Origin of the sequence: Salipiger sp. D13 (assembly GCF_003703915.1) — a bacterium.
Lineage (GTDB): Bacteria > Pseudomonadota > Alphaproteobacteria > Rhodobacterales > Rhodobacteraceae > Salipiger > Salipiger profundus.
Window position 1 is genome coordinate 25,772 of sequence record NZ_RAPJ01000040.1, and the last position, 21,291, is coordinate 47,062.

Annotated in this window: 25 protein-coding genes; 14 read left to right on the forward strand and 11 right to left on the reverse strand. The window is 67.0% G+C overall.

The window, feature by feature from the left end; all coding sequences use genetic code 11:
• Positions 1-82: 82 nt before the first annotated feature.
• Positions 83-598 carry a c-type cytochrome gene (locus D6860_RS22875; protein WP_017467600.1) on the reverse strand — a complete coding sequence of 172 codons (516 nt, stop codon included), beginning with the start codon at positions 596-598 and terminating at the stop codon, positions 83-85.
• A gap of 131 nt (positions 599-729) precedes the next feature.
• On the opposite strand from D6860_RS22875, the gene D6860_RS22880 reads away from it, so the two are divergent.
• Together D6860_RS22880 and D6860_RS22885 are read left to right on the forward strand one after the other, a co-directional pair.
• Entirely contained in the window at positions 730-1,563 is an 834-nt protein-coding gene (locus D6860_RS22880; RefSeq protein WP_076623545.1) for a prephenate dehydratase, read from the forward strand.
• A 24-nt stretch (positions 1,564-1,587) separates the two neighbouring features.
• Positions 1,588-2,079: a hypothetical protein gene (locus D6860_RS22885; RefSeq protein ID WP_076623546.1), complete on the forward strand. Its 492-nt coding sequence runs from the start codon at positions 1,588-1,590 to the stop codon at positions 2,077-2,079.
• A 70-nt stretch (positions 2,080-2,149) separates the two neighbouring features.
• On the opposite strand, the gene D6860_RS22890 is transcribed toward D6860_RS22885, so the two are convergent.
• From D6860_RS22890 to D6860_RS22900, 3 genes are read right to left on the reverse strand one after another with little or no spacing between them, the layout of a single operon-like run.
• A complete protein-coding gene (locus D6860_RS22890; RefSeq protein ID WP_076625359.1) occupies positions 2,150-2,872 on the reverse strand; it encodes a TadE/TadG family type IV pilus assembly protein in 723 nt (240 codons plus the stop codon).
• A 14-nt stretch (positions 2,873-2,886) separates the two neighbouring features.
• Positions 2,887-3,426, reverse strand: a complete 540-nt coding sequence (locus tag D6860_RS22895) for a TadE/TadG family type IV pilus assembly protein (RefSeq protein WP_076623547.1) — start codon at positions 3,424-3,426, stop codon at positions 2,887-2,889.
• On the reverse strand, positions 3,423-4,748 hold the full coding sequence (locus D6860_RS22900; protein ID WP_229743323.1) for a Tad domain-containing protein: 1,326 nt from the start codon (positions 4,746-4,748) through the stop codon (positions 3,423-3,425). Before D6860_RS22900 ends, D6860_RS22895 begins: the two co-directional genes overlap by 4 nt.
• A gap of 468 nt (positions 4,749-5,216) precedes the next feature.
• Here D6860_RS22900 and D6860_RS22905 point away from each other — a divergent pair, with 468 nt between their 5' ends.
• From D6860_RS22905 to D6860_RS22930, 6 genes are all read left to right on the forward strand, one after another.
• Positions 5,217-6,653: a Glu/Leu/Phe/Val family dehydrogenase gene (locus D6860_RS22905; RefSeq protein WP_076623549.1), complete on the forward strand. Its 1,437-nt coding sequence runs from the start codon at positions 5,217-5,219 to the stop codon at positions 6,651-6,653.
• Positions 6,654-6,752: 99 nt separating this feature from the next.
• Positions 6,753-7,052 carry a hypothetical protein gene (locus D6860_RS22910; RefSeq protein ID WP_076623550.1) on the forward strand — a complete coding sequence of 100 codons (300 nt, stop codon included), beginning with the start codon at positions 6,753-6,755 and terminating at the stop codon, positions 7,050-7,052.
• Between the two features lie 173 nt (positions 7,053-7,225).
• On the forward strand, positions 7,226-9,178 hold the full coding sequence (gene dnaG / locus D6860_RS22915) for a DNA primase (protein WP_076623551.1): 1,953 nt from the start codon (positions 7,226-7,228) through the stop codon (positions 9,176-9,178).
• Between the two features lie 143 nt (positions 9,179-9,321).
• Entirely contained in the window at positions 9,322-11,307 is a 1,986-nt protein-coding gene (rpoD, locus tag D6860_RS22920) for an RNA polymerase sigma factor RpoD (protein WP_017467216.1), read from the forward strand.
• Between the two features lie 10 nt (positions 11,308-11,317).
• On the forward strand, positions 11,318-11,602 hold the full coding sequence (locus D6860_RS22925; RefSeq protein WP_076623552.1) for an HlyU family transcriptional regulator: 285 nt from the start codon (positions 11,318-11,320) through the stop codon (positions 11,600-11,602).
• 50 nt (positions 11,603-11,652) lie between these two features.
• Positions 11,653-12,039: a hypothetical protein gene (locus D6860_RS22930; protein ID WP_076623553.1), complete on the forward strand. Its 387-nt coding sequence runs from the start codon at positions 11,653-11,655 to the stop codon at positions 12,037-12,039.
• A 55-nt stretch (positions 12,040-12,094) separates the two neighbouring features.
• Here D6860_RS22930 and D6860_RS22935 read toward each other — a convergent pair whose 3' ends face one another.
• On the reverse strand, positions 12,095-12,769 hold the full coding sequence (locus D6860_RS22935; protein ID WP_076623554.1) for an SDR family oxidoreductase: 675 nt from the start codon (positions 12,767-12,769) through the stop codon (positions 12,095-12,097).
• Between the two features lie 128 nt (positions 12,770-12,897).
• Here D6860_RS22935 and D6860_RS22940 point away from each other — a divergent pair, with 128 nt between their 5' ends.
• The 4 genes from D6860_RS22940 to ribD all read left to right on the forward strand — a co-directional run bounded on the left by D6860_RS22940 (position 12,898) and on the right by ribD (position 15,349).
• Positions 12,898-13,149, forward strand: coding sequence for a hypothetical protein (locus D6860_RS22940; RefSeq protein WP_076623555.1), 252 nt, complete (start codon positions 12,898-12,900; stop codon positions 13,147-13,149).
• An 84-nt stretch (positions 13,150-13,233) separates the two neighbouring features.
• On the forward strand, positions 13,234-13,641 hold the full coding sequence (locus tag D6860_RS22945; protein ID WP_076623556.1) for a secondary thiamine-phosphate synthase enzyme YjbQ: 408 nt from the start codon (positions 13,234-13,236) through the stop codon (positions 13,639-13,641).
• A gap of 149 nt (positions 13,642-13,790) precedes the next feature.
• On the forward strand, positions 13,791-14,261 hold the full coding sequence (nrdR, locus tag D6860_RS22950; RefSeq protein WP_076623557.1) for a transcriptional regulator NrdR: 471 nt from the start codon (positions 13,791-13,793) through the stop codon (positions 14,259-14,261).
• 17 nt (positions 14,262-14,278) lie between these two features.
• Positions 14,279-15,349, forward strand: a complete 1,071-nt coding sequence (gene ribD / locus D6860_RS22955; RefSeq protein WP_076625360.1) for a bifunctional diaminohydroxyphosphoribosylaminopyrimidine deaminase/5-amino-6-(5-phosphoribosylamino)uracil reductase RibD — start codon at positions 14,279-14,281, stop codon at positions 15,347-15,349.
• 88 nt (positions 15,350-15,437) lie between these two features.
• Here ribD and D6860_RS22960 read toward each other — a convergent pair whose 3' ends face one another.
• Positions 15,438-15,668 carry a DUF1150 family protein gene (locus D6860_RS22960; RefSeq protein ID WP_017468682.1) on the reverse strand — a complete coding sequence of 77 codons (231 nt, stop codon included), beginning with the start codon at positions 15,666-15,668 and terminating at the stop codon, positions 15,438-15,440.
• A gap of 4 nt (positions 15,669-15,672) precedes the next feature.
• The gene (locus D6860_RS22965) at positions 15,673-16,083 is read right to left on the reverse strand and encodes an Hsp20 family protein (RefSeq protein WP_017468683.1); all 411 of its coding nucleotides are present in this window, start codon (positions 16,081-16,083) and stop codon (positions 15,673-15,675) included.
• A gap of 157 nt (positions 16,084-16,240) precedes the next feature.
• Here D6860_RS22965 and D6860_RS22970 point away from each other — a divergent pair, with 157 nt between their 5' ends.
• Complete coding sequence (locus D6860_RS22970; protein ID WP_017468684.1) at positions 16,241-16,465, forward strand: YdcH family protein; 225 nt, start codon at positions 16,241-16,243, stop codon at positions 16,463-16,465.
• A 69-nt stretch (positions 16,466-16,534) separates the two neighbouring features.
• Here the strand turns inward: D6860_RS22970 and D6860_RS22975 are convergent, their stop codons facing one another.
• From D6860_RS22975 to hisS, 4 genes are all read right to left on the reverse strand, one after another.
• On the reverse strand, positions 16,535-17,464 hold the full coding sequence (locus D6860_RS22975) for an L-lactate dehydrogenase (protein ID WP_076623558.1): 930 nt from the start codon (positions 17,462-17,464) through the stop codon (positions 16,535-16,537).
• A 166-nt stretch (positions 17,465-17,630) separates the two neighbouring features.
• On the reverse strand, positions 17,631-18,323 hold the full coding sequence (hisG, locus tag D6860_RS22980; RefSeq protein ID WP_076623559.1) for an ATP phosphoribosyltransferase: 693 nt from the start codon (positions 18,321-18,323) through the stop codon (positions 17,631-17,633).
• On the reverse strand, positions 18,320-19,408 hold the full coding sequence (locus tag D6860_RS22985) for an ATP phosphoribosyltransferase regulatory subunit (protein ID WP_076623560.1): 1,089 nt from the start codon (positions 19,406-19,408) through the stop codon (positions 18,320-18,322). Before D6860_RS22985 ends, hisG begins: the two co-directional genes overlap by 4 nt.
• Complete coding sequence (gene hisS / locus D6860_RS22990) at positions 19,399-20,871, reverse strand: histidine--tRNA ligase (protein ID WP_017468035.1); 1,473 nt, start codon at positions 20,869-20,871, stop codon at positions 19,399-19,401. Before hisS ends, D6860_RS22985 begins: the two co-directional genes overlap by 10 nt.
• Positions 20,872-21,076: 205 nt before the next feature.
• Between hisS and D6860_RS22995 the strand changes: the two genes are divergently transcribed.
• Positions 21,077-21,283, forward strand: a complete 207-nt coding sequence (locus D6860_RS22995) for a SlyX family protein (protein ID WP_076623561.1) — start codon at positions 21,077-21,079, stop codon at positions 21,281-21,283.
• Positions 21,284-21,291: the final 8 nt, after the last annotated feature.

Sequence of the window (21,291 nt, forward strand, 5' to 3'; positions counted from 1 at the left end):
CGACCGCTTTCGCGGCAGGCACCGCCGGACACGAAAAGGGCCACGGTTTCCCGTGGCCCGCAACCGGTCAAGCTCTGTGCGATCAGCCGTCGAGGCTGTCGAGGTAGGCGATCAGGTTCACCCGGTCTTCCGCGCTCTTGAGGCCCGCGAAGCTCATCGCGGTGCCCGGAGCACTCTCGCGCGGGTTCTCGAGGAAGTGGAAGAGGTTTTCCGGCGACCATACGTCGCCGACCTGCTCGAGTGCGCCCGAGTAGTTGAACCCGTCGACCGCGTCGATCTCGCGGCCCACGACGCCGTCGAGGTGCGGACCGGTGGCGTTGCTGCCGTCGATCTTGTGGCAGGCGCGGCACTTGCCGAAGACGCGCTCGCCGGCACCGGCGTCGGCCGAGGCCATCAGCGTCTCGAAGTCCTGGGGCTCTTCTTCCTCGGCGCTGCCGCCACCGCTGTCGGTCTCGATCACGTAGGCTGCGGCGTGCTCCTCGCCGTGACCGCCACCCACGCTGTAGAGGCTTTCGGCGACCCAATTGCCGAGCAGAAAGATCAGAAGAGCGCCGCAAACGCCGCCCACCGCCTTGGTAATCGTCATCGTGTCAAGCATGTGTAGCGTGTCCCAATTTTTCCCTCGCGGGTGTCTACGGCTTCCAATGGCTTCTGGCAAGGTATAGAAGCCGCGACCAAACGCGCAATAGGCGTTTTCCGTATCCAAAAGAAGAACAACCGGATGAGACGATGACAGACCGTATCGCCTTTCAGGGGGAGCTGGGCGCCTATTCCCACCAGGCCTGCCGCGACGCGCGGCCCGACATGGAGGCGCTGCCCTGCCACACCTTCGAGGAGGTGATCGAGGCGGTTCGCAGCGGCGCGGCGAAACTCGCCATGCTTCCGGTCGAGAACACCACCTACGGGCGTGTGGCCGACATTCACCGGTTGCTGCCGGAAAGCGGGCTGCGGATCATCGACGAGGCCTTCGTGCGGGTGCACATCAGCCTCATGGCGCTGCCGGGCACGCGCCTCGATGAACTCGAGAAGGTGCGTGCGCATCTCGTGCTGATCCCGCAGGCGGCAAGCTTCCTCGAGAAATACGGCATCAAGGGCGAGGCCTACGCCGACAGTGCCGGTGCCGCCGCCGAGCTGTCACGCACGCGGGACCGCACGACCGGGGTGCTGGCCTCGGACCTCGCGGCCGAGATCTACGGGCTCGAGATCCTCGCGCGGCACATCGAAGATCACGCCCATAACACCACCCGTTTCCTCATCATGGCGCCGCAGGCGGACCTTACGCGCCGGGGCGAGCATGGCATGATGACCACCTTCATCTTTCAGGTGCGCAACATTCCGGCGGCGCTCTACAAGGCGATGGGCGGATTCGCGACGAACGGCGTCAACATGACCAAGCTTGAAAGCTACATGGTCGGCGGCTCGTTCACGGCGACGCAGTTCTACGCCGACATCGAGGGCCACCCGGACGATCCGGCGGTTCAGCGGGCGCTCGACGAGCTGGGCTATTTCACCGAGAAACTCGAGATCCTCGGGGTCTATCCCCGCGATCCCCGGCGCGACTGAGCCGGCGGCAGGGAGGACACCGAAATGGACGAAAGCACGATCATCGCGCGGGTCAGGGCGACCGCCGCACGCCGGGTCTTCGGGGTGGGCACGCTTGCCGCGCTCGGGCTGATGCTGCTCTGGCTGGTGGTGGCGCAGCCGCCGTCCGGCCTCGTATGGCAGATTTTCCTCGTGGTGATGGGCGTGGGGGCGCTGTGGCTCGCGCAGCTGATGTGGCGGGCCACCGGGCGCGAGCTCTGGCTCACCGAGGAGGGGCTCGTCGACAGCACCGGGGCCGAGGTGGCGCGGGTGGACGACATCGAAAAGGTCGACCGGTCGATGTTCGCGATGAAGCCCTCGAACGGGTTTCTCATCCGTCTGCGCACGCCCGGGCCGCGGGCCTGGCAGCCCGGTCTGTGGTGGCGCATGGGCCGCCGGGTGGCGGTCGGCGGCGTGACCGCCGGGCGCGACACCAAGCCGATGGCCGATGCGCTGTCGATGCTGGTGGCCCGGCGCGACGGCCAGCTGCCCGAATAAGCGCGACGGGATCGGGATGCGGCCCCGCCTCCGGACGAGGGGCGCGGCCGCGTTTTCGTTCAGCCTCTCTTCAGCCTCCGTGACTGCGATTCTTCTTGTTTGGCTCGACGTTGTTCGTGCCGTCCTCGTTGGTGCAGTCGGTCGCGTTCTCGGCGTTGTTGTTGCACAGCGAGTTGCCGGGCGCGTCCTGGTCGCCGTTGCCCCAGCCGTTGTTCTGACCTTCCCACAGCACCTGCGACGCGTAGCGCGGATGGGTGAAGCTGTAGGTGCGGATCTCGAAGGCATCGAGACCCACGCGGAAGATCGGGTGGTAATCCTCCCAGGTCTCGACGATCACCAGCTGCGCCTTGTTCATCAGCACCGGAAGGCGTGACAGGTAGTCGTCCATGTCGCCGTTCGTCAGTTCGGGATAGTCGCCGCGCGCCGCCGACCAGATCAGTTTGTATGTCTGGTTGTTGGCGTTGTATTCGGCGACGCTGACGCGCAGGTCGGAACTGTGCAGGCCAGTCGCCGGATCCGGTGTCACCACGTTGCGGGTCAGCAGGCCAAGCAGCCGGTAGGCGTTGTCCATGTAGGTGCTGTTCACCGGGTCCGTCTCGCGAGAGATCATGTCACCGATGGCGTAGTTTGCCTTCTGGTTGATCGCCTGCTGGCGGATCACGTCGAAATAGACCCAGGCCGCCGCGAACAGCACGAACAGCGCCGGGATCATGATCGCCACCTCGAGGGTGACATAGCCTTCGGTTTCCTGAGCGAAGCGGCGAAGGCGGGATTTCAGTCTTGCAGGACGCATGTCATCGGCCTCCATCACATCGGTTCGTGAACGAAGCTGGCGGTCGAGACCAGCGCGGTATAGCCCTGAGCGTCCTTCGGCAGCTCGGCGGCAAGGTAGGAGGTCGGGCTGATCGGCCGGTACTTGTAGCAGGCCCGCAGCATCATGGTCTCGTGCTCCTGGCCGTGCTCGAAGGTGCGCTGCGGCGTGACTTCGCCGGTCGAGGTGTCGACGCAGTCGGCGTTCGCCTCCGGTTCCCGCCAGCTGCGCATGTTCAGCGTCACCATCTCGAGCTGCAGCGTTTCCTGGCAGTTCACCAGCACGCTGGCGCGGTCGCAGATCTTCGTCTTCAACTGGTCGTGGGTGTAGTTGCGGCCGGTGCCCAGCTTGACCTCTCGCACGGTCTGGTCCAGCGCGCGCTCGAGCGCGACATGGCGCATGGTGAGTGCCCCGAGCTCGATCGTGGACAGCGCGATGCCGACCATGAGCGGGGTCCACATGGCGAACGGGACGACCGCCGAGCCCTCGTCCGCGTCGAGAAAGCGACGCAGGCCTTTTCTGATGACGCCGATCATTGGGTAAGCCTCAGCTGGTTGAGCGTGTGGGCGATGGTCGAGAACGCATCCGCGATCTCGACCCCTTCCACGCGGAAGAAATGCGACGGGGACGACGCGCAGTTTTCCATCACGCCGGCGCCGTGGTCGGTCACCTCGAAACCGATGGACCAGATCAGGATGCCGTTGTCCTTGGCGGCGGTGCAGATGTTGGAGAGCAGCGTGTCGCCGGTCCCGGCGTCATACTTCTGGTAGTAGAAGTCGCCCCGGTCCCAGGAATTCACGTAGCGCGAGAGGTAATACCAGAGGTTGTAGCGGTCCCAGTGGGCGTATTCCGACTCGGAATTGTAGGCCCAGTCGCGAATGCGGAACGAGCGGTCGTGCTGGCCGTCGGTCATCAGCACGATGGTCTTGAGCACGTCCTCGTCATCGTAGTCGACGGGTCGCCCCTCGAACACGTTCGCCACGCTGCCGTTGGCGATCATGCCGCTGGCGATGGGGCGGGTCGACGGGTCGAGCAGGGCGGTGCCCCACTTCATGCCCATGAAGATCGAGGTCCCGGCCCGCGGCTGCAGGCTGTTGATCTGGCTTTTCAGCGCCGTTGTGTCGCGGCTCCAGGCCTGGATGCGCTCGTAGTCGTAGCGGGGGCAGATCGTGTCGCTGAGCGCGTTCGATCCGTTGTAGTTCCACTGGAAGTGCTGCATCTGCTCGTAGGTGCGGGTCAGGTCCAGCGCGGCCTCGCCGAAAGTCGCGGCGGGAAACTCGATGCAGTGCGAGTAGCCGTGCTTCCAGTCGACATCGAGATAGCTCAGGATCTCGGGCCCGGCGTTGACGTGCTCGGAGTAGGGCACCAGCGAGATCGAGACGAGATCCTCGTTGCCCTCGGCGAGCAGGGTGTCGACGAAATCGCCGGCGGCTCCCTGCAGCTGGGCCATCTTGTCATTGTCGTCCATCGACCCGGAAATATCGAGTACCATGGAAATCTCGACCTTGTTGATCCGCTCCATGGCCTGCGAGACGCCGTAAGCCTGCATGGTGTCGACGCCCAGGAGCCGCATGAAGTTCGACGGCATCGTCTTGTAGCCCTCGGCGGTGACGGTGCGGTAGTTCAGCCCCTCGTCGATCTCGACGTCGATGAGCGCGTCGCCCATCGCCATCTTGCCCATGTAGTCCTCGACCACGCCCTCGGCGTCGAGCTCGTTGTCGAGGTCGGCGGCGGCCAGCACCGAGCGGTCGAGCGTGTTCTGGATCTTGTTGCGCTGCAACTCGGCGTAGACGATGTCGATTCCGACCCCGCCGAAGACCATCATCAGCAGCGACAGGGCGACGGCCATGTAGGTCATGCTGCCCCGCTCGTCCCGACCGAATGCGCGCGCCCCTTGAAGCAGCGCGGCCACGGCTGTCGCGGTTCGCGGAACGCCGCTCCTTCTGGATGCTGAACGATTCATGTCAAACCCGTTTCCTTCCTGACGACCGGGACGGAAAATGCCTCGCGGCCGCAAATGCCCCCACAAGACACCCTTTGCGATGCGCATGTTATCGGCGGCCAAGATGGCCAAATTGGGGCGCATTTGACCGGAAATAATGGTGTTTCCTTCCGGTTCGCGGAACAAAAGCAGGAGCGTGCGCGCGGCTGTTTCGGGCGGGGCCACAATGCCCACCGCGCGGGTTAACCCGGTCATAAGGAGAGTCGGACAATCTGGCGAAAAAGGGATTTGCCCGTCGCCGCCCGGCCCCTACAGTTAACGACAGCGCCCCGGAGGACCGGCCCGCGCGATCTGCGGACGACGGGCGCATAAGGAGGAAACGCGATGTGTGCCGCACCGGCCAATGAGCCGACGTTCCGCGAGAGTGTCGACCTGATGTTCAACCGGGCTGCGGCCCTCATGGATCTGCCGCCCGGGCTCGAGGAAAAGATCCGGGTCTGCAACGGCACCTACACCGTGCGCTTCGGTGTCCGGCTGCGGGGCCAGATCCACACTTTCACCGGCTACCGCGCCGTGCATTCCGAGCACATGGAACCGGTCAAGGGTGGCATCCGCTTCGCCTCGGCGGTGGATCAGGACGAGGTCGAGGCGCTGGCGGCGCTGATGACCTACAAGTGCGCACTGGTCGAGGCGCCGTTCGGCGGCTCCAAGGGCGGGCTCAGGATAGACCCGCGCGAATACGACGAACACGAGCTCGAGCAGATCACCCGACGCTTTGCCTACGAACTCATCAAGCGTGACCTGATCAATCCCAGCCAGAACGTGCCGGCGCCCGACATGGGCACGGGCGAGCGCGAGATGGCCTGGATCGTGGACCAGTACGCCCGCATGAACACCACCGACATCAACGCGCGGGCCTGCGTCACCGGCAAGCCGCTGAACGCCGGCGGCATTGCGGGTCGGGTCGAGGCCACCGGGCGCGGGGTTCAATACGCGCTGCGCGAGTTCTTCCGTCACCCGGAGGACGTGCGCGCCGCGGGCCTGTCCGGCAGGCTCGATGGCAAGCGGGTGGTGGTGCAGGGGCTCGGCAACGTCGGCTACCATGCCGCCAAGTTCCTGTCCGAGGAAGACGGCGCCCTGATCACCGGGATCATCGAGCACGACGGCGCGCTCTACGATCCCAAGGGCCTCAACGTCGACCGGGTGCGCGACTGGCTGGTGCGCCACGGCGGGTTGCAGGGCTACCCCGAGGCCAACAGCGTGGCCGACGGCGAGGTCGTGCTGACCTCGGAGTGCGACATCCTCGTGCCGGCGGCGCTTGAGGGGGTCATCAACCTTTCGAACGCGCATCACATCAAGGCGAATCTCATCATCGAGGCGGCGAACGGGCCGATCACCGCCGGGGCCGATGACATCCTGCGCGGGCGGGGTACGGTCATCATCCCCGATCTCTATGCCAACGCGGGCGGCGTGACGGTCAGCTACTTCGAATGGGTCAAGAACCTCGGGCATATCCGTTTCGGCCGCTTGCAGCGACGGCAGGAAGAGGCGCGCCACCAGCTCGTGCTCGACGAGCTCGAGCGGCTCGACACCGCGATGGGGGATGCGTGGAACCTCTCGCCGGAGTTCCGCGAGAAGTATCTTCGCGGCGCTGACGAGCTCGAGCTGGTGCGCTCGGGGCTCGATGACACCATGCGGATCGCCTACCAGTCGATGCGCGAGGTCTGGCACGGGCGCGACGATGTCACCGACCTGCGCACCGCCGGGTTCATCGTGGCGATCCAGCGGGTTGCGCAGAGCTACCGCGCCAAGGGGCTCTGACGTCGGGACGCGTCGGCGCCCGGGTGCCGACGCGATGGTGACACTGCCGTTCGTCCGGGGTATGTCGGCCCGGTCATTCGGAAAAGGGAGCCTTCTGTCATGCGGATCAGAGCGTTGATCGCAGCCAGCCTGATTGTCACCGCGCCCCTCGGCGCTATGCCGGCCGCAGCCCAGGGCGCCGCGGAGACCGCGCGCTGCGACGAGTCGGCGAAGATCGTCATGGGCGCGGTGCAGGCACGCAAGGACGGCATCCCGAAGAGCGCCGCGCGCAAGGTCCTGCGCGAGAAGCTCGACCGCAACGCCGGTGACATGCTCGCCGACTGGATCTGGCAGCTCGAGGACGAGCAGCTGACGCCCGCCATCGGCGAGGCGTGGAAGACCCAGTGCCTGTCCCAGTAAATCCGGTCTGATCCGGCGGCGCGCCTGCGGCGCACAGGACCCGAAGGGCGCTGCCGCAGACCTGACACGCCGGCCCGGCGGCGCGGCGGACCGCCCCCGCCGGACCATTCAAATCGACGACCCACCACAGGGAGCTTCTGGACTCGCGCGCCGCGCGGGCCGATATTCGCACCATGAGTCTGCCCCCCGGTTTCCTTGATGAACTGCGCACCCGCACGAGCCTGTCACAGGTCGTGGGGCGCAAGGTCATGTGGGACAATCGCAAGTCGAACCAGGCCAAGGGCGACATGTGGGCGCCGTGCCCGTTCCACCAGGAAAAGTCGGCCTCGTTCCACGTCGACGATCGCAAGGGGTTCTACTACTGCTTCGGCTGCCACGCGAAGGGCGACGCCATCTCCTTTGTCCGCGAAAGCGAGAACGTCGAGTTCATGGAGGCGGTCGAGATCCTCGCCCGCGAGGCCGGGATGCAGATGCCGGCACGCGATCCGCAGGCGGCGCAGAAGGCCGACCGCCGCGACCAGCTTGCCGAGGTCATGGAGCAGGCGGTGCGCTGGTTCCGGATGCAGCTGTCGAGCGGTGCCGCCGGCGACGCGCGCGCCTACCTCGATCGGCGCGGGCTGACCGCCGACGTGCGCGACCGCTTCGAACTGGGATTCGCGCCGGCGGGCTGGCAGAACCTCTGGACGCATCTGCGCGGGCAGGGGGTGCCCGAGGACATGATCCTCGGTGTCGGGCTGGCGCGGTCCTCGGATCGCGGGCGCGAGCCCTACGACGTCTTCCGCAACCGCATCATGTTCCCGATCCGCGATGCGCGCGGCCGCGCCATCGCCTTCGGCGGGCGGGCCATGGATCCGAACGACAACGCGAAGTATCTCAATTCGCCCGAGACCGAGCTCTTCGACAAGGGCCGCAACCTCTACAACCTGCGCGCCGCGCGCGAGGCCGCCGGCAAGGGCCAGCCGCTGATCGTGGCCGAGGGCTACATGGACGTGATCGCACTGTCCGAGGCCGGCTTCGAGGCCTCGGTCGCGCCGCTCGGCACGGCGGTGACCGAGACCCAGATGCAGCTCCTGTGGCGGGTGACCGACGAGCCGGTGGTGGCGCTCGACGGCGACAAGGCCGGGCTACGTGCGGCCTACCGGGTGATCGACCTGGCGCTGCCGCTGCTGCAGGCCGGCAAGACGCTGCGCTTTGCGCTGATGCCCGAGGGCAAGGACCCCGACGACCTGCTGCGCGCCGAGGGCGCGGCGGCGGTCTCGAAGGTGCTGGAACAGGCGATGCCGATGGTGCAGCTGCTGTGGCGCCGCGAGACCGAAGGCAAGGTCTTCGACAGCCCCGAGCGCAAGGCGGCGCTCGATGCGCGGCTGCGCGAAGTGCTGCGCCAGATCCAGGATCCGGGCCTGCGGCGCCACTACGGCGACGAGATCAAGGACCTGCGCTGGCAACTCTTCCGGCCGCAACGCGCGCCGCGCGGCGGTCAGGGCGGAGGGCGCAAGCGTCAATGGAACGCGCCGGCGCCGCCAAGCGCGAGCGCGAAGAGCTCTTTCCTCGTCTCCGCGGGCGATGATGCGCAGATCGAGATGCGCGAGGCGGTCATTCTCGTCGTGCTGTTCCACTCTCCCGAGCTCATCGCGGAGTTCGAGCAGCACCTCGAGATGCTGGCCTGCGCCGATCCGGATCGCGCCACCCTGCGCGACGTGCTGCTCGAGCACACCGGCGACGATCCGCAGGCGCTGCGCGCGCTCGCCGAGCAAAGAATGGGGGCGGAGGCCCTTGAAACCCTGCTCTCTGCACGCCATCTCGCCGTCGTGCCCTGCCTGCGTCATCCCGGAGACATTGAACTCGCCCGGCTGACCGTTGCAGACGCGGTGGCCAAGAATGCCGCCGAAGGGGGGCTGGCGGCCGAGATCGCGGAAGCGGTCGAAGACTTCCAGCATGTCGCCGACGAAGCGCTGACGTGGCGTCTCGGACAGGCGGCCATGATGAGGAATCAGTCCGCGCTGCGAGGTGACGAGGGCGAGGTCGACTACGAGATCGCACCCAACGGTGTGAGGATGAGCAAGGAAGAGGTAGAGCGTGCTGAAGCCCTGCGGCAACAGATTCGCTTTTCCAAGCACAGAAGCTAGCTGTGCAGGTAGGGAAACTTGGAGGAAAACGGGATATGACGGGTGGCCGAATCAGTTGATTCCCCCCATGATTCGAAAAATTCGAATCAGTCCATCCGCGCGAACACCGGCCCTTGGGCCGCCTCCCTTTGACGGAGCACTTCATGGCAGCCAAAGATAACGACGACGCCAAGCCCGAGACTCAGGAAGACGCCCACAGCCTCGACATGAGCCAGGCGGCGGTCAAAAAGATGATCTCCGAGGCGCGCGAGAAGGGCTACATCACCTATGACCAGCTGAACCAGGTCCTGCCCCCCGATCAGGTCTCGTCGGACCAGATCGAGGACGTGATGTCGATGCTCTCGGAAATGGGCATCCAGGTCACCGAAGAGGAAGAGACCGAAGAGGACAACGCCTCGAAGGGCGGAACCGAGCTGGTCGACGCCTCCAAGGGCAAGGACGTCGCGCTGTCCTCGGGCGGGAGCGAGAAGCTCGACCGCACCGATGACCCGGTGCGCATGTACCTGCGCGAGATGGGCTCGGTCGAACTGCTGAGCCGCGAGGGCGAGATCGCCATCGCCAAGCGCATCGAGGCCGGCCGCAACACGATGATCCTCGGGCTCTGCGAAAGCCCGCTGACCTTCCAGGCGATCACGATCTGGCGCGAGGAACTTCTCTCCGAAGACATTCTGCTGCGCGACGTGATCGACCTCGAGACGACCTTCTCGGGCCAGATGGACGAGGACGGCGACATCGCCGAGCCGGTCGTCGACCCGGCGGCCGCGCCTTCAGAGAAGCCCAAGAAGGACGAGCCCGAGCTCGACGCCGACGGCAACCCGATCGCCCGCGACGACGACGAGGACGACGAAGAGCAGGCGAACATGTCGCTCGCGGCGATGGAGGCCGCGCTGAAGCCGCGCGTGCTCGAGACGCTCGACCGCATCGCCAGCGACTACGAGGCCCTGTCCGAGATGCAGGACGCGCGCATCAGCGCCACCCTCAACGAGGACGGATCTTTCAGCCAGTCGGACGAGGCGCTTTACCAGAAGCTGCGCTCGGAGATCGTCGAGCTGGTGAACGGGCTGCACCTGCACAACAACCGTATCGAGGCGCTGATCGACCAGCTCTACGGCATCAACCGCCGTATCATGTCGATCGACTCGAACATGGTGAAGCTTGCCGACCAGGCCCGCATCAACCGCCGCGAATTCGTCGCCGAGTATCGCGGCCACGAGCTCGATCCGAACTGGATGGAGAAGATGGCCGAGAAGCCGGGGCGCGGCTGGCAGATGTTCATCGAGCGGTTCTCGGACAAGGTCGAGGAGCTTCGTGCCGACATGGCGCAGGTCGGCCAGTATGTCGGTCTCGACATCTCGGAATTCCGCCGCATCGTGGGCCAGGTCCAGAAGGGCGAGAAAGAAGCCCGGCAGGCCAAGAAGGAGATGGTCGAGGCGAACCTGCGTCTCGTGATCTCGATCGCCAAGAAATACACGAACCGTGGTCTGCAGTTCCTGGACCTCATCCAGGAAGGCAACATCGGCCTGATGAAGGCCGTGGACAAGTTCGAGTACCGCCGCGGCTACAAGTTCTCGACCTATGCGACGTGGTGGATCCGGCAGGCGATCACCCGGTCGATTGCCGACCAGGCGCGCACGATCCGTATCCCGGTCCACATGATCGAGACGATCAACAAGCTGGTCCGCACCGGTCGTCAGATGCTGCACGAGATCGGCCGCGAGCCGACTCCGGAAGAGCTGGCGGAAAAGCTGCAGATGCCGCTCGAGAAGGTCCGCAAGGTGATGAAGATCGCCAAGGAGCCGATCTCGCTCGAGACGCCCATCGGCGACGAGGAAGACAGCCAGCTCGGCGACTTCATCGAGGACAAGAACGCGATCCTGCCGCTGGATTCCGCCATTCAGGAAAACCTGAAGGAAACCACGACCCGCGTGCTGTCGTCGCTGACGCCGCGGGAAGAGCGTGTCCTGCGGATGCGCTTCGGTATCGGCATGAACACCGACCACACGCTCGAGGAAGTCGGCCAGCAGTTCAGCGTGACCCGCGAACGGATCCGCCAGATCGAGGCCAAGGCACTGCGCAAGCTCAAGCACCCGTCGCGGTCGCGCAAGCTGCGCTCGTTCCTCGACCAGTAAGGAGCGCGCCATGTCTCTTCTCAAGCGTCTCTTCGGTGGCGGGGGCGGCTCTGCTGCCCCCACGCCCCGGGCCGAGCCGGTCGAATACAAGGGCTTCCGCATCACCCCCGAGCCGATGGCCGCGGACGGTCAGTTCCGCATCGCGGCGCTGATCGAGGGCGAGGTCGAGGGGGAGACGAAGAGTCATCAACTCGTGCGCGCCGACGTGCTGCGCGACCGGGACGACGCGGTCGAGGCGTCGCTTCGCAAGGCGAAGCAGATGATCGACGAGCAGGGGCCGCGCCTCTTCGGCTGATATTGTCGTGGGCGCCTTGACCGTCGGGGCGCCCCCGCTATCTGCCGCCTATGCCTGATTATCGTGCCATCTGCCAGATTCACGCCGCGGTGCTCGCCGCGCTTTTCGCCGCCTATCTGCTGCTGCCGGTCGTGCCGCTGTGGATCTTCGGTCAGGACATGCTTCCGGGCACCGTTCTGATGACCCGACGCGGCGCGATCCCCTTCCTCGGCATCGCCGCGATGCTGATGCTGTCCCGGAATGCACCCCGCTCCGAGGCGCGGCAGGCCATCGTCATCGGCCTGATCGTGGTCTACCTGGGCCTTGCGCTGGTCGGGGCGCAGGCAGCCCTGCGGGGCATCGCCGGCTGGCTGACCTGGGCCACCGTGGCGGTCGAGATCCTGCTGGCAATCAGCCTGCTGCCCCATCTGCGTTCGCGCGAGACCGACGCAACCTGAACCGACTAGGCGGGGCAGGGCGGCAACCGGTGCCGCCCGCCGCATCTGGAAGCGGTCAGCCGTTCGGCATCACGAAGACTTCCTGCACATTCGCCCGCTTGTCGGCGCTCAGCGCGTAGATCACCGCGTCTGCGATGTCGCTCGGGTGCAGCTTGTCGGGCTTCGGCTCGTCGAAGAACGGCGTGTCGACCATACCCGGCGCGATGACCGTGACGCGGGCCCCCCATTCGCGGAACTCCTGTGCGAGGTTTCCACCGTAACCGTGCACGAACCACTTCGTCGCCGAGTAGACCGACCCCTTTATGTGGGTGCGCCCGGCGGCCGAGCCGGTCAGCAGCAGGTGGCCGCCGTTCTTCTGGAAGTAGGCCGAGGCGGCCTTGGCCGTCCAGAGCACGCCCATCACGTTGAGCTGGATCATCTTGTCCCACTGCTCCGGCTCGCCCTCGAGCGTTCCGGCACCGGACACGCCCATGCCGGCATTGGCAAACGCCGCGTCGACGTCACCGAAATGCTCGGCCACGCGCGCCATTGCCTCGGTCTGGTCGGTCAGCGAGGTCGCGTCGCCGGGCAGGGCCAGCGCCTTGTCGCCCAACTCCTCGACCAGCGCGTCGAGCTTGTCCTGCGAGCGCGCGAACAGTCCGACGTTCCAGCCGTTGCGCACTGCGGCGCGAGCGGTCTCGGCGCCGATCCCGGAACTGGCGCCAGTGATGAAAAGCGTCTTGCTTGCCATGATCGTCCTCTCTTTCTTCATCTGTCGTTCAACGCGCGCGCTGCGGGCGCGGTTGCAACCGGGCAACAGGGCCGGGGAACCGACGCGGCATGAAGAACGTTGTGCTGGCGAATCGAAGGAGACTGAGAATGACCCGCCTGATCGCTTTGACCATCACCGCCGCCTTTGCTTCCGTTGCGGCCTTTGCCGCCTCGGACGCGATGACGACCGATGCGCCCGAAGTGATCGAAATCGAGGTATCCGCCGACGAGCTGGCGTCTTGCCAGGAAGGCCTGCGCGAAGCGGCCGAGATCCCCGCCGTGACCGACGCCGGCACACCGATCTTCTTCGATCGCACCGAGGACATGCCCCGTGTTGCTTGCGTGGTCACCGAGGCCTGATCACGGGGGAACCCCGGCCTCTGGCCATTTCCGACTTGCAGCATTAGCCACGATCCCATGGATTGAACGGACCGGGGGCGCAGGATGCAAACGACATTCACCATTTCGACGAACGGACCGGGGCTTTATGAATTCACCCGCGACGTCGTCGACTGGGCCGAGGGCACCGGGCTGCTCACGCTTTTCATCCGGCACACCTCGGCGTCGCTTCTGATCCAGGAAAACGCCGATCCCGAGGTGAAGTCCGACCTCACCGCCTATTTCAACCGCTTGGTGCCGCCGTCCGACGATCCGGCGATGAGCTATCTCACGCATACTTACGAGGGGCCGGACGATATGCCGGCACATATCAAGGCTGCGATCCTGCCCATCTCGCTGACCATTCCGGTCACGGATGGCCGTCTTGCGCTTGGCATGTGGCAGGGCATCTACCTGTTCGAGCATCGCAGCGCGCCGCATCGGCGCCAGGTCGTCGCGCACCTGAGCCGCTGAGCGCCGGGAATTGGTGCCCCGGTAAATCGCCTATCTTGTTGTCGCAAATAGCCTCTACCCAACCTTTGGCGTGTGCCCTATAGTGGCTGTGGATAAGTGGGGCCGCACCTCACCACCGAGGCAGAGACGACACGATAAGAGGACAGGCCATGCGCTGCCCGTTTTGCGGACATATCGACACGCAGGTAAAGGATTCACGGCCCGCGGAAGAGCACGTCTCGATCCGACGTCGTCGCTTTTGCCCGGCCTGCGGCGGTCGCTTCACCACCTACGAGCGGGTGCAGCTGCGCGATCTCGTGGTCATCAAGTCGAATGGCCGCCGCGAGGACTTCGACCGTGACAAGCTCGAGCGGTCGATCCGCATTGCGCTTCAGAAGCGGCCCATAGAGCCCGAACGCGTCGACCAGATGATCAGCGGCATCGTCCGCCGGCTCGAGAGCATGGGCGAGACCGACATCCCCTCGAAGCAGATCGGCGAGATCGTCATGGAGACGCTCGCCCGGATCGACACCGTGGCCTACGTGCGCTTTGCCAGCGTCTACAAGAATTTCCAGGCGGCCGACGATTTCGACAAGTTCGTCAGCGAATTGCGCCCCGGCGCAACCCTCGCCGAGAAGTGACCGACGATCTCGGCCACATGGCCCATGCCCTCCGGCTGGGCCGAAGACGCATGGGGCAGTGCTGGCCCAACCCGGCTGTCGGCTGCGTCATCGTGAAGGATGGCCGTGTTGTCGGGCGTGGCGCCACCGCCTCGGGCGGGCGGCCGCACGCGGAGCCGCAGGCGCTGGAGATGGCCGGCGCGGCAGCGCGCGGCGCCACCGCCTATGTCACGCTCGAGCCCTGTTCGCATCATGGAAAGACCCCGCCCTGCTGCGAGGCGCTCGTGCAGGCCGGCATCGCCCGCGTCGTGGCGCCGCTGGCCGACAGCGATGCGCGTGTGTCGGGGCAGGGGTTCGAGTACCTGCGCAAGCATGGCGTCGAGGTGACGACCGGCGTGTGTGCCGAAGAGGCCGCGCGGGACCATGCCGGGTTCTTCCTGAAGGTCGAACAGGGGCGCCCATGGGTGACGCTGAAGCTCGCCAACAGTTTCGACGGCCGGATCGCCACGGCGACCGGTGAAAGCCAATGGATCACCGGGCCCGAGGCCCGGGCCGCGGTGCACGGCCTGCGCGCCAGCCATGATGCGGTGATGGTGGGGGCGGGCACGGCGAGGGCCGACGACCCCTCGCTCACGGTGCGGGGCTGGGGCGCGGTTCGCCAGCCGGTGCGGGTGATCGTGTCGCGCCTGATCGACGTTCCGCTGATGAGCAAGCTCGCCAGCACCGCGCGTGAGGTGCCGGTCTGGGTGGTGCACGGCTCGGATGCCGCCACGATGACGCGCCGGGCATGGGAGAGCTGCGGCGCGACGCTTCTGCAATCGGAGGTGAGGGGCGGGCGGATCGACCCGCATGCGCTGCTTGCCGCGCTCGGGAGGCAGGGGCTGACCCGCGTGTTCTGCGAGGGCGGCGGACAGCTTGCGGCCTCGCTTCTCGCCGCCGATCTGGTGGACGAGCTGGTCGGCTTCACCGCCGGCATGGCGCTGGGGGCCGAGGGGCGACCCGGCATCGGCGCCATGGGCGTCGATCGGCTGTCCGAGGCGCCGCGCTTCGTGCTGGAAGAGGCCCGCGCGGTCGGAGCCGATGTCATGCACCGCTGGCGCCGCGCGTAGGGTGGGCGATCCGCCCACCGTGCCGTTCGTAAAGAACCAGTGAAGAGCCGGGCGGAACGGGCGCTCCGCCACGGGTCATGTCAGGGCGTCAGTGCACCGTGACCGGCGCCAGATCGTTCTGACGTGCAAGGATGAACGCAAGCTTGCGGTCTTTCACGAGCGCCAGCCGCTCGCCGTCGGCGTTGTGCACGGCGTAAAGCATCTCGAGCCCGTCGAGCTGGCTCTGCACTTCCTCGGGGAGATCCTCGGCGGCAACGGGGCGCACGTAGACGATGCGATCCTGACCCGGAAGCGAGTTGAAGTCGAACTTGGTATTCATAGGATTACCCCTTTCTGATCTGGATCGTCTGCACCACCGTCTCGGGACGGGAGAGCGTGAGATCCACGTGCAGCAGGCCGTTCTCCATCACAGCCTCGCCCACTTCGACGCCATCGGCCAAGACGAATGTGCGCTGGAACTGTCGCGACGCGATGCCACGATGCAAAAAGATGCGTTCCGAGCCGTCGTCGCCCTGCCGTCCGCGGATCACCAGCTGGCGATCCTCGACCGTGATGGCGAGGTCATCTTCCGAGAAGCCGGCGACGGCCAGCGTGATCCGGTAGGAATCATCCGAGGTCTGCTCGATATTGAAGGGCGGATAGCCCTCACTCGATTTCGCGGTGCGTTCCAGCAGCCGCTCGAGTTGCTCGAAGCCGAGCATGTGGGGATAGGATCCCAAGGTCATCTTGCTCATCGACACGTCCTTATAGGTAAGCGACCGTCCGTCGGGCCCCGGTTGTCGGCGACCCGTCTGTGTCAAATATGGGTAGCCGCGGGAATATGCGCAAGACCTTTGCCAACACGGCGAATATCGCTATTCTGGCCCTCCAAACCGCAAGGAGTCTGCCTGCATGGACGCGCCGCAAGATATCTCGATGAAGACCGAAGAGGTGCTGCGCGTGGAACTGGAGGTGCTCCGGCACGAGCACCGCGACCTCGACGATGCGATCGACGCGCTGCACACGCGTGGCGTGGTGGATGCGCTGACGCTGCAGCGGCTGAAGAAGAAGAAGCTCTTCCTCAAGGACAAGATCGCGCTGATCGAGGACCGGCTCACCCCCGACATCATCGCCTGAGCCGGTGGTGAGGTCGCGCTCGGTCCGTAGATGGTGGGTTCTCAACCTGCCGCTCGCTGAGCGGCCACGCTAGCCGAGCCGGTCCGCGGTCTCCCCCAGAAGCTCCGCCGAGCGCCGTAGTGCCTGTGCCTCGTCCCCTGCGAGCTCCGGCATCAGCGTCGCGACGATTCCCGCGCCGCCGACGACGCGCGGCAGGCTGAGCGCCACGTTCTTGACGCCCTCGACCTCCGGCGTGACCATCGACACCGACAGCACCGACCGCTGGTCGTCGCGCACCGCCTGCACGATCCGGGCAAGCCCCGCGCCGATCCCGTACCAGGTGGCGCCCTTGCCCTCGATGATGCGGTAGGCGGCCCGGCGCACGCCCTCGTCGATCCGCGCGCGCACATCCTCCGTGATCGGGGCACCGACCTGCGCCGCGAAGCGCGCCACCGGCTCAGATCCCGCCCGCGCCGAGGCCCAGGCCAGCACTTCGGAATCGCCGTGCTCGCCCAGCACGTAGGCATGCACCGACTGCGGCGCGACGCCGAGATGCCCGCCGATCAGGCTGCGGAACCGTGCGGTATCGAGGATCGTGCCCGAGCCGATCACCCGCTCGGCCGAAAGCCCGGAGACGCGCAGGGTGACCTCGGTCATCACGTCGACGGGGTTCGAGGCCACCAGCAGCAAGGCATCCGGGGCTGCACGCTGCACACCCTCGAGCACCTGCGCAAAGACATCGGCGTTGCGCGACAGCAGGCTCAGGCGGTCCTCGCCCGGTTTCTGCGCCACGCCCGCCGCGAGGATCACCACACCAGCCCCGTCGAGCGCGTCGTAATCCCCGGCGCGGACCCGGACAGGATGGGCAAAGGGCACGGCGTGGGCTATGTCCTCTGCCTGCGCGACGGCAAGAGCCTCGTTGCGGTCGACGAGAACGATCTCGCTCGCGCCGCCGCGCAGCGCAAGCGCGTAGCCCGCCGCCGATCCGACCATGCCTGCACCGACGATACCGACCTTCATGCCGTCTCTCCTTGCTTCGGGATCACGGGAAGACTGGCACGTCGGCGCATCGCGGGCCAGTCCGGGAAGCAGGAAACCCGCCGCGCAGCGTGCCCAGCCCTCCGATGGCCCGGACGGCAGGCGGTTTGCCCGTCGGGAGGGCGCGCCACGGCGCCCGGACGCCACCTCAGACGCCGAGTTTCTCGGTCAGCGCCCGCAGGGCCTGCCGCTCGTCGCCCCTGAGCGGCGCCATGCGGCTTCGGAACAGCGTCGCCTGGCTGCGCAGCACCGGCTCTTCCTCGAGGATCTTGAGATGGTTGGCGCGCAGCGTCTCGCCGGTCGAGGTGATGTCGGCGATGGCCTCGGCGGTGAGGTTCTTCACCGTGCCCTCGGTCGCACCCTGCGAATCGACGAGCTGGTAGTCGGCCACGCCGCCGCTGCGCAGGTAGTCCCGCACCAGCCGGTGATACTTGGTGGCGATCCGCATGCGCATCCCGTGCCGGGCGCGGAACGCCGCCGCCGCAGCGTCGAGATCGTCGAGCGTGTCGACATCGACCCAGCAGGCGGGCACTGCCACGATCAGATCGGCCTGGCCGAACCCGAGCTCGGCCAGCGGCTCGACCTTCTGGTCCCACTGCACGAGCTTCTCGCGGATCAGGTCGGTGCCGGTGACGCCAAGGTGAATGCGCCCCGCTGCCAGCTCGCGCGGGATCTCGCCCGCCGACAGCAGTACGAGATCGACCCCGCTGACACCCTCGACCGCGCCGGCATACTCGCGGTCCGAGCCGCTGCGCCGCAGCCCGACGCCGCGCGCGCCGAACCAGTCGAAGGTCTTTTCCATGAGCCGGCCCTTGGAGGGCACGCCAAGCTTGATGCTCATGCCGCACCTCCCAGTTGCAGCAGCAGCCCTGGCCGGATCACGCCGCCCACCGCGGGCGCCGCGCGTCCCTGTCCGAGCCGCTCGGTCAGCGCGTCGTAGCGCCCGCCGGTGGCGATCGGCGGCAGGTCGGGGCGTTTCGGGGCAAGGAAGCCGAAGACGAAACCGTCGTAGTATTCCATCGAGGTGCGCCCGTAGCTCGCCTCGAAATCGAGACGGTCGACGTCGATGCCCTGCGCGGCCATGGCCTCGCAGCGGCGCTCGAAGCCCTCGACGGCCGGCAGCAGGCCGGGCAGGTCGACGGCGATGTCATGCAGGTGTTCCAGCGCGAAGGGACAGGTCTCGCGCACCGCCAGCAGCGTGTCGATGAGCTGAACCTGGCTGCGGCAGAGCGGCCCTTCGGCGGCATCCGCGTGCAGCGCGGCGATGCGTTCGGCCACCTCGGTCTCCGAGCGCAGGCCGATGAAGTTGCCGGCCTCCGCCATCGGGTCCGAGGCTCCGAGCAGCGCCTTGCGCGTCGGCGGCACCGGCGTGCGGCCCGAGTAGCGGTCGAGCAAGGCGCGAAAGCGCCGCGGCCGCCAGATGTGCCGCATCAGCGCGGCGCGGCGCCGGTCCGAGATCTTCAGCGCCCGCACCGCGGCGGTGAGGATGCCGATGTCGCCGGTGACCGCGCGCAGCCCGTAGGGCGCCAGCGTGTCGGCGAAGCGGGCGAAGACCTCGGCGTCGGCCTGCGCCGGTGCGTTGTCGGCAAACAGCTCGTAGCCCACCTGGAAGTATTCCGAGGCGCGCTCGGGGTGATCTTCCTGCCGCCGGAACACCTCGCCGCAGTAAGTGTAGCGCGAGGGGGCGGCGCCGGTCTCCATGTGCATCTGCACCACCGGGACGGTGAAGTCCGGTCGCAGCATGACCTCGCCGCGTGCCGGGTCCTGCGTGACGTAGGCGCGCGCGCGGATGTCCTCGCCGTAGAGATCTAGCAGCGTCTCTGCGGACTGCAGGATGGCGCAGTCGACATTGGTCGCGCCGGCCTCGACGAAGGCGGCGCGCAGCCGCACCGCCTCGGCGCGTTCTTCCGCAATGCTCACGCCCATTGTGCCAGGATCTCCCGGATCTTCGCGACCATCTCGCCGCGCGGTACCTCGTATTGCGAAGGCCGCTCCTTCCACTCCTCGAGGCTCGCGCTCTCGGCGAGCTTCGCGCCGAGGACCAGGTCCTTGATCTGCACCACGCCGCGCTCCTTCTCGTCGCCGCCCTCGATGACGGCCACGGGGGAATGGCGCTTGTCCGCGTATTTCAGCTGGTTGCCGAAGTTCTTCGGGTTGCCGAGGTAGACCTCGGCGCGGATGCCGGCGTTGCGGAGCTCGGCCACCATCGCCTGGTAGTCGGCCATGCGGTCGCGGTCCATGACGGTCACGACCACGGGCCCCTGCACCTCGCCGCCGATCCGGCCCTTCTCGCGCAGCGCGGCGAGCAGCCGGTCGACCCCGATCGACACGCCGGTCGCCGGCACCGCCTGCCCGGTGAAGCGTTTCACCAGGTCGTCGTAGCGCCCGCCACCCGCGACCGAGCCGAACTGCCGCTTGCGGCCCTTGTCGTCGAAGATCTCGAAGGTCAGCTCCGCCTCGAACACCGGCCCGGTGTAATAGCCGAGGCCACGCACCACCGACGGGTCGATCTCGATCCGGTCCGACCCGTAGCCCTGCGCCGCCAGCAGCGCGCCGATCTGCTCGAGCTCGTCGACACCCTCGGCGCCCACCGCGCTCTCGCCGACGGCGGCGCGCAGGTTGGCGACCGTCTCGCCCGCGTCCGTACCCTTCGAGGTCAGGAAGGCCAGCACCGGCTCGGCCTGCGCCTCCGAAAGACCCACGCCGTCGATATAGGCGCCCGAGGCATCGAGCCGACCTTGGCCGAGCAGCTCGCGCACGCCCTGTTCGCCGACCTTGTCGAACTTGTCGATGGTGCGCAGCACCGCGGCCTGCTGATGCTCGTCGGCGACACCCATCGCCTCGAGCACGCCGTTCAGAACCTTCCGGTTGTTCACCCGCACGAGGTAGTCGCCGCGCGGAATGCCCACCACCTCGAGCGTGTCCGCCAGCATCGCGCAGATCTCCGCATCCGCCGCGACCGAGGCAGCCCCCACGGTGTCGGCGTCGCACTGGTAGAACTGCCGGTAGCGGCCCGGCCCGGGCTTCTCGTTGCGCCAGACCGGCCCCATGGCGTAGCGGCGATAGGGCAGGGGCAGATCGTTGCGGTGCTGGGCATAGACCCGCGCCAGCGGCGCCGTCAGGTCGTAGCGCAGCGCCACCCAGCCCTCGTCCTCGTCCTGCCAGGCGAACACGCCCTCGTTGGGGCGGTCGACGTCGGGCAGGAACTTGCCGAGCGCCTCGACGGTCTCCACGGCCGAGCTTTCCAGCGCCTCGAAGCCGTAGCGATGGTAGACCCCGGCGATCGCGCGCAGCATCTCGGCGCGCTCGCTCACGTCCTGACCGAAATAGTCGCGGAATCCCTTGGGCGTCTGCGCCTTGGGACGGGGGGCTTTCTTCTGCTTCGCCATGACCGGCTCCTGGCTTTCCGGATTGCGCGCTCCCCTTAGCCCGTCAGCCGCTAAGGGGCAAGCGAGCGCCGCGCCCGGCCCTTCTCCGGTTTCACAAATACCCTCGGGGGAGACGCGCGGCACGCGCGGCGGGGGCAGAGCCCCAGATCGGCCCGTGGACAAGGCGCACCCACGTCCATATGTCTCGCGCCAAAGGAGCCACGCCATGCCCAGCGACACCGACCCGATGCAGGAGCGCATCGCCCATCTCGAGCGCACCGTCGACGATCTCTCCGAGACCGTCGCCCGGCAGGACCGCGAGCTCTCGCTGCTCACCCGCCGCGTGGCGATGCTGATGGAGCGCGAGGCCGCGCGGCAGGACGAGGGCAGCGGCGGCGCGGTCTTCGGCGACGAGCGCCCGCCGCACTACTGAGCGCGGGG